Annotated in this window: 9 protein-coding genes; all 9 read right to left on the bottom strand. The window is 44.7% G+C overall.

Features of this window, described 5'->3' with window-relative positions; translation table 11 throughout:
• The coding region (locus E7204_RS07615) for a pantoate--beta-alanine ligase (RefSeq protein WP_295183244.1) at nucleotides 1-125 on the bottom strand (125 nt) is incomplete at its 3' end.
• A 57-nt stretch (nucleotides 126-182) separates the two neighbouring features.
• On the bottom strand, nucleotides 183-575 hold the full coding sequence (panD, locus tag E7204_RS07610) for an aspartate 1-decarboxylase (protein WP_295183242.1): 393 nt from the start codon (nucleotides 573-575) through the stop codon (nucleotides 183-185).
• Between the two features lie 323 nt (nucleotides 576-898).
• On the bottom strand, nucleotides 899-1477 hold the full coding sequence (locus E7204_RS07605) for a GNAT family N-acetyltransferase (RefSeq protein WP_295183240.1): 579 nt from the start codon (nucleotides 1475-1477) through the stop codon (nucleotides 899-901).
• Entirely contained in the window at nucleotides 1474-2232 is a 759-nt protein-coding gene (locus tag E7204_RS07600) for an amino acid ABC transporter ATP-binding protein (protein ID WP_295183237.1), read from the bottom strand. The genes E7204_RS07605 and E7204_RS07600 overlap by 4 nt, the downstream gene beginning before the upstream one ends.
• A 22-nt stretch (nucleotides 2233-2254) precedes the next feature.
• On the bottom strand, nucleotides 2255-2977 hold the full coding sequence (locus E7204_RS07595; protein WP_295183235.1) for an amino acid ABC transporter permease: 723 nt from the start codon (nucleotides 2975-2977) through the stop codon (nucleotides 2255-2257).
• Between the two features lie 5 nt (nucleotides 2978-2982).
• Nucleotides 2983-3711, bottom strand: a complete 729-nt coding sequence (locus tag E7204_RS07590) for an amino acid ABC transporter permease (protein WP_295183233.1) — start codon at nucleotides 3709-3711, stop codon at nucleotides 2983-2985.
• Nucleotides 3712-3731: 20 nt separating this feature from the next.
• Nucleotides 3732-4574 (bottom strand): transporter substrate-binding domain-containing protein, encoded by an 843-nt coding sequence (locus E7204_RS07585; RefSeq protein ID WP_295183231.1) that lies wholly within the window; start codon nucleotides 4572-4574, stop codon nucleotides 3732-3734.
• A gap of 117 nt (nucleotides 4575-4691) precedes the next feature.
• The gene (locus E7204_RS07580; protein WP_295183229.1) at nucleotides 4692-6050 is read right to left on the bottom strand and encodes an MmgE/PrpD family protein; all 1359 of its coding nucleotides are present in this window, start codon (nucleotides 6048-6050) and stop codon (nucleotides 4692-4694) included.
• A gap of 9 nt (nucleotides 6051-6059) precedes the next feature.
• Nucleotides 6060-7151 (bottom strand): glutathione S-transferase C-terminal domain-containing protein, encoded by a 1092-nt coding sequence (locus E7204_RS07575; protein ID WP_295183227.1) that lies wholly within the window; start codon nucleotides 7149-7151, stop codon nucleotides 6060-6062.
• Between the last annotated feature and the right edge of the window lie 182 nt (nucleotides 7152-7333).

The raw sequence follows: 7333 nt of genomic DNA, 5'->3' as shown, positions 1-7333 counted from the left end.
TTAATCAGCGATGCATGACCTTCATGCAAAAAGCCCATAGTCGGTACCAAACCTACTGTTTCACCGGCACGGCGCCATGCTTTAACGGCGTCACGCACTTCTTTAATCGTATTTACTGTTTTCATATATTTTACGTCCTTTCACAAGTTGTTTGTGAAGATAGCTCTGCTCTGACAGCACAATTACTTCATATCGGCTAACAAACCATGTTTTTCATAATTTGTTACCCTTACAATGGCATTCTTTTCATCCACAAACACTACGGACGGTTTATGAGTTTTAACTTCTTCGTCGTTTAATTGTCCATAGGCCATAATAATGACTACATCGCCGGGACAAGCACAACGAGCGGCGGCACCGTTCAAACAAATCACACCGCTACCGGCTTCGCCGCTAATGGTGTACGTCTGAAAACGTTCCCCGTTATTTACATTTACAATATCTACCTTCTGGTATTCCAAAATACCGGCAGCTTCGAGCAAATCCGTATCTACTGTAATACTGCCTACATAATCTAAAGCGGCTTGCGTCACCGTGGCGCGGTGAATTTTACCCGCTAATACTTCACGTATCATTCGTTTCTCCTTTACTATAGGCCTCAGCATTGAGGCAATAAAAAACGGCGTTCGCGGAGATTTCTCCATCGAACACCGAAAATAGACAAACTAAGCCCTTCCCGTATTAGACATCGCCATTACCGTGCGCTTGCCCATACTTAAAACGGCTGTTTATTCTTACATGAAGCATTGTGTGTCAGATAGAGTATAGTTTCCACAGAATACTATCTCCCACTGCAGTATATCATAAAATCCAAAGTATACCTAGCCTTCATTTTGAATAGTAAACATAAAAAAATTCTATCGTGCCATGGCAGGATAGAATTTTTAATTAGAAGTCATTATACAATTTTCTTTTCAAAATAAATCGTATGATGTTTTTTGCCCGGCAATTGGGTCACCTTCGTAATAGTGAAGCCCATGCTTAAGTACATATCTTTAAGCCACGGATGGGTGTCGGCCGTGCCCAGTGTCACCAACGGCGACTTAAGCCGATCACGCAAAACCGCCGTTTCCACCCACGCCAGCATCTTCTTGGCATAGCCCTGCTTTTTAAAACGGGGCGATGTTACGAAGTGACCGATATGAGGGAATTCACGAGGGCCCGGATTGGGTCCCCACGGCATACGTAGCGTAATAGAGCTCGCTAATTCACCGTCAACGAATAAGCCGTAGGTAGGGTGATCAGCTACCCAAGCGGTAGCTTCCGCTTCCGTCATGTGGCTGGCGGAGAAATCCACGCCCACTTCCAAATTACTGGCATAGCCTTCATTGAGCACTTTATAATAAGCCGCTCCATCATCTTTAGTCAGCTGGCGATAGGTAATCCCCGCCGGTACCGCTTTGGCCGCTGCATTAACAGCTGTATCAGCCGCTTTGGCTGTTGCATCGACCGTTTTAGTATCAGTTGGTTGACTCATATTACATAGTCCTCCCACTGACCCAAATAACGATTCAAGAATTGACGCGTCCGATCTTCACAAGGGTTACTGATAACTTCTTTAGCCGTCCCCTGCTCCACAATAACGCCCTGTTCCATGAAGATAACCTGGTCCGCCACTTCTTTGGCAAAACCGATTTCATGGGTTACCACAATCATGGTAACGTGCATTTCACGGGCAATATTCTTAATAGCACCCAACACTTCGCCAACAAGTTCAGGGTCTAAGGCACTGGTCGGTTCGTCAAATAAAATCACCGCCGGGTCCATAGCAATGGCACGGGCAATGCCCACACGCTGTTGCTGGCCGCCGGATAATTGCACGGGATAATAGTCTTCAAAGCCTTTCATGCCCACCGCTTCCAAGCATTTTTCAGCTTTAGCGCGAGCGTCGGCTTTTTTCATGCCCTTAACGGTCACAAGCCCTTCCATGACGTTTTCAATAGCCGTCATATTGGAAAACAGGTTATACATCTGAAATACCATGGACGTATTGCGACGAATCGTCAATATTTCCTTCTTCGAGGCCTTGTGCAAATCTACCGTAATATCATTCAAAGTCATTTGACCGGCGTCGGCTTTTTCTAAAAAGTTAAGAGTTCGTAAAAACGTCGTTTTACCACTCCCCGACGGGCCCAGAATAACCGTAACCGAACCGGTCGGCACCGTCATGTCGATACCTTTTAAGATTTCACGGTCCCCAAAGGATTTTCTTACATTTTTTATCTCTATCATAGAATCCTCTAATCTCAATTAATTACACCGCATTACCGCGTTTATACTTACTCATCATGTGTTCCAAGCGTTCAAAAATAAATTCGAATACAATGCCGAGGCCCCAATAAATAAGAGCCACCACGATATACGCTTCAAAGTACGCCGAATTATCTTCTACATAGAGCTTGGCAGCGCCCAACAATTCCACCACCGTAATGATGAACACGATACTGGTGCTCTTCATGGTGTTTAAAAACTGGTTGGCAAAGAGCGGCAACGCAAATACCGTGGCCTGTGGCAATACAACTCGGCGAAATGCCTGCGGCCAAGTCATGCCGATGGATAAAGCGGCCTCAACCTGACCTTTCGGCACCGACTGAATAGCGGCACGGAAGATTTCACTTAAATAGGCCCCCGTATGTAAGGTTAAACCTACCACGGCTACGAGTGCGGCCGGTACTTTTTCATACGGCACATGAACACCGGTCTGGTCTTCCAAGGCCAAGAATAAAATTGGCAAACCGTAATATACTAAGTACAAAAGCACCATGTTCGGCAAACTGCGACATACGATAACAAAAATGTCAGCCAATTGCTTAAGCACCGGAATACGATTAAGCTGCGCTACGGAGCTCAAAAGGCCCAACAAAATACCGAAAGCCACACTGGCGAAGGTAAGCCACAAGGTCACTTTTACATAGCCCAGGACATACCAAAAGGTGCCGCTTATATATTGAAAGCTAATAATACTCGTCGATTCCATGTGCGTCACCCCTTACTTACTGCGGTGCGTGCTGCTGTGTTGCGTGCTACCCGTTCACTGATGGAGTAACGACGCTCTAAGAACCGCCCGATTAACGAAATAATCAATACAAGTAGGCCATAAATAATGGCTACGTCTACAAAAAGTTCCAAACTACGCTGTGAGTTGGCCCCCATCAAATCAGCGCGGCGCATAATGTCTACAACACCTACGTTAAAAATCAAAGAGGTGCCTTTCATCATGCCGATAACACTGTTAATAAGCGGCGGAATCGCCATGGTAAACGCCTGCGGTAAAATAACACGACGATAGCTTTGAAAGCTCGTCATGCCCAAACTCATAGCCGCTTCTTTTTCACCTTGTGCTACCGCCTGAATACTACTGCGTAAAATTTCAGAACTGTACGCCCCTATATGTAACGTAAATACAACGATAACAAATAATAAGCCCGGCACATTTTTCGTGCTGATTCCCATGTGACTCAAAATTTCCGGAACCCCAAAGTAGATTAGAAATAACTGTACTAAAAAAGGCGTTCCGCGCATAAAGGATACATAAACAGTAAGTGCCCGTCTTAAAACAGGCACTCGGTTTACACGGGCAATGGCGATTAGGCATCCTAAAAGGATGCCTAAAATAGTGGCCACAATCGTAATTGTTAAGGTTATATTGAGCGATGCTAATAGGATTGGAAAGGACTTCACCATATAGGTGACGTCAAAATACTGTCCCATATCACTGCCTCCGTTAACAATTATTTCTTAGGCTCAACGGTGTAATCGCCACCTAAATACTGCTCAGATAATTTTTTAAGCGTACCGTCTTCACGCATAGCTTTTACTTGTGTGTCAATTTTGTCCGCTACTTTTTGCATTTCAGGGTCTTTGCGAAGCAAGAAGTAAGTCGGTACATCAGTCAACGTATCACCTACAGATTCTACCGGTAAGTTACGATCTTTCTGCGCCGTACTTACCATATATTCATACTCACCGGCAGCATCGGCACGGCCGGTCGCTACTAAGTTCAACGTTTCTACGGTACCTTTATCAGTGTAGATAACATTGATTGGGGTCGCTGCGGTTTCGTTATATTTCTTCAATAAATCAACAAACTCGGAATTAGTAGTGGCGGCTACGGTTTTACCTTCCAAATCCTTTAAGGAATGAATGTCGGTGCGGCCTTTTTTAACAACTAATTTACGAACAGTGTAGTTGTTAATTTCTTTGGTGTAAAGATACTTAGCGGCACGTTGCGGATTGTTACGCATTTGGTTCGCAATCATATCCACCTGACCGGCGTCCATCGCTACGAAAGCAGCGTCAACAGCCATCGGCTTAAAGTTAAATTTTAAGCTAGGGTCACGACGTTCTACTTCTTTCAAAATTTCCACGTCATAACCGGTCAAAGTACCGTCATCATTAGTATAGGAGAATGGTTTGGATGTGCCACGAGTAGCGACATTTACCACTTTCGCATCCGGATTGGATGCAGCCGCTTTATCGGCACTGTCATCGCTGGTGCAACCGGCTACAACGCCTAAAGCAAGAACTAAGGTGCCTAATAAGGCAAAGCGTTTCCAAGATTTTTTAAAGTTCATTGTATTTTCCTCATCTCTTTTCACAACATTATGAATTCATTCACACACGTAGTATTTATTATATATTTAAGCCGCCGTAAAACATTAGCCATTTACAACTCTCGTAATACAGGCGACTTATAACTGCCGTAATACAGCTGCCATTGTGCCGTTTGGCCAGTCAGCTATCATGGCAAGCAATTGTTTACTAAAGTCCGCCGACGTAGCATTTGTTAGTTTAGTAGCCAGTATCGCCGCCGTAAACGGCTTATTGGGAGAACCTAAGGGCGCATCTTCGGTATAGCTGAATTCGGTACCGTCATTTAGACGAACCGTCACTTTTATGACTCGTACATCTTTAGCTACCGCCGGTAAATCATTCGTACGTTTAAATCGACCCGCTTCAAGAGCGGCTTTAAACTCAGCCGGTACGGTTAGTTCTTTAAAAAGTTCATCATCTATATGACCTAAACTGAGCATTTGCCAACCCACGAATTCCATGGAGAAACGACCTTCCTGGCCGCTTTGCGGATTCTTATAGCGAAGGGCCGTATCGGCCTTAGGCGGAAAATGAAACGTTACCGTTTCAATATCAGACCAACTGTAACCTTGAGGCAACAATTGTTCCCTGCGAATTTTCTCACACGCTGACACACCGCAAATAGCCGCCGAACAATAGGGATGTAACTTCATCCACAAGCCTGGCTTACTGATTTGACCGGGCGCTAACCATTTTGAACGTAATTCATCCGGAGTCACCGGAACCTGCCCAAAGGTGTTAAGCCAACCGGTTTCATTATTAAACACATTCTGATTAGCCGTTAAATCTGTATTTTGTAATAGCCAAAAGGCGAATACCGCGTTGCGAGCGGCAAAACCGGAATGAAGCGGCTTTGTATCAGAGCCCGCTTCAAAGCCCATACCGGACGACTGCGTGCCGGCTAAGGATAATAATTGAGCCGTTTCAGCAGCCGACAGTTTTGCCAATTTAGCTAACGCCGCCGCACCGCCTAACGGGCCAATCGTACCGGTTGAATGCCAACCGGCTACCTTGTGATTAGGGTTTAAATAGGCCCCCAAAATGCCTTCCAGTTCAGCGCCTACAACATAGGCGGTCAGAATATCGAGCACCGTATCCGTCGGCTTAGCTACCGCTAATAACACGGAAAACAGAACAGTACTGAAATGACCGGCGATATTTGCCTGGGCATCATCATAATCTAAATAATGCGAGCAAAAACCGTTAAAGAAAGCGGCATACTCAGGCGCCGTTTCAAAGGGTTGGCCGATTAATTTTCGGTTCCCTTCAGCCAGCCGCCGCGCAGCCAATTCCTTAGCCAAGGCCACCACCTTAGGCTCCTTACGAGCGGCTAAGGTGGACGCAATATAGTCGATAAAAGCTACTTTGGCTAAATTTAATAAGTCAGGACGATTGGTTATATCCGTCTGGCGGATTAACTCCACAATCGTGGCTGTATTTTCATCTATCCCCTTCATAAAAGCCTCTTACTTAGCAAATTTTTCAGCACGGTCGTTCGGTTCAGCCCAGATAGAATCATTAGGACCCAATGGAACCAAACGAGGTAAGTCTTCGATTGGCGTATGGTCTACATAGTAGAAACGTTTACGCATGGAGTCGAAGTCCGTGTTATTGCCGAAGGCCGGAATTGAATATAAATCTTTTGCATAATTCCAAAGATTTGGATAATCTACCAACCGTTTTTTATTAACGAAGTATTTTTGATAGAATACGAGGTCAAAACGCTGTAAGGTTACGAATAAACGAATATCAGGGTCCGTAATGGTGTCGCCCATGAGGTAACGCATACGGCCGAGACGTTCTTCCAACCAGTCTAAACGATCGAAAATACGATTGAAGTAGAATTCATAATCTTTCTGATTATTTACCATAGCCGCCAAGTTAACCGCTAAGTTAACGTCCGCATAAATAACTTCGTTAAGCGCATCGATGTCTTCACGAAGGTCTTCCGGATAAATATCAGGCACGGACGGATCAATGAATTTTTTGAACGCCGTAGCAATTTCCGTAGTCAATACATGGTAGTCATTATTAACAACAGCGCCGGTTTTCACGTCTACAATAGCCGGAACGGTAGAGCGCTGATCATAATTAGGATCACCTTTGCGATACGCTTCGCCAAGGGAGTGAATTTTAAGAACAGGATCTACATCGCCTTCATCAAGGGTGAAGAACCAGTCGCCGATAACGCCGGCCGGGCGAAGCGGATCAACCACGCCTTTAGAAATTACTTTATCCAAGCCGAGGTAATCAATGGCGATAGATACGCGGTTAGCCCAAGGGCAATGACGGGACCAGATTAAACGGTAGCGACCTTCTTCTACCGGAAGTTCCCCTTCACCGTCACAAAATGGTGTAGTGAATTGCGGTTCTTCAGGGTCTGCATACTTCTGGCGACGATTAAAGTTAGATGCATCGCGGCCTTCATATTCTTTTTGTTCCCCAATAGCGCGCGGATTGCTGGATTGGAATGGTGAAAAATCGATTGGGCAGGCATTCATTTTACGGGTAAAATGTATCTCTGCTCTAGCTTCTTCAATAGATTTATCTTTAATCATAATCTCTCTCCTCTTCAAATTATAAACTTCTAAATCCTTCTTTTTATATAGGATTAATTTTTAAAAAAATAGACACACACAACATTGATCTGCACCCATTTTCTTGGACAGAAGTAATTAAGCAACTTTTTGGGAATGGGTCCGGTATTCTACCGGACTCATTCCTTTTAATTTAAGTTTGA

Origin of the sequence: Veillonella sp., assembly GCF_015058545.1 — a bacterium.
GTDB lineage: Bacteria > Bacillota > Negativicutes > Veillonellales > Veillonellaceae > Veillonella_A.
Note: the sequence above shows the minus strand (reverse complement) of the source record. Positions and strands in the feature narration are given on the sequence as shown.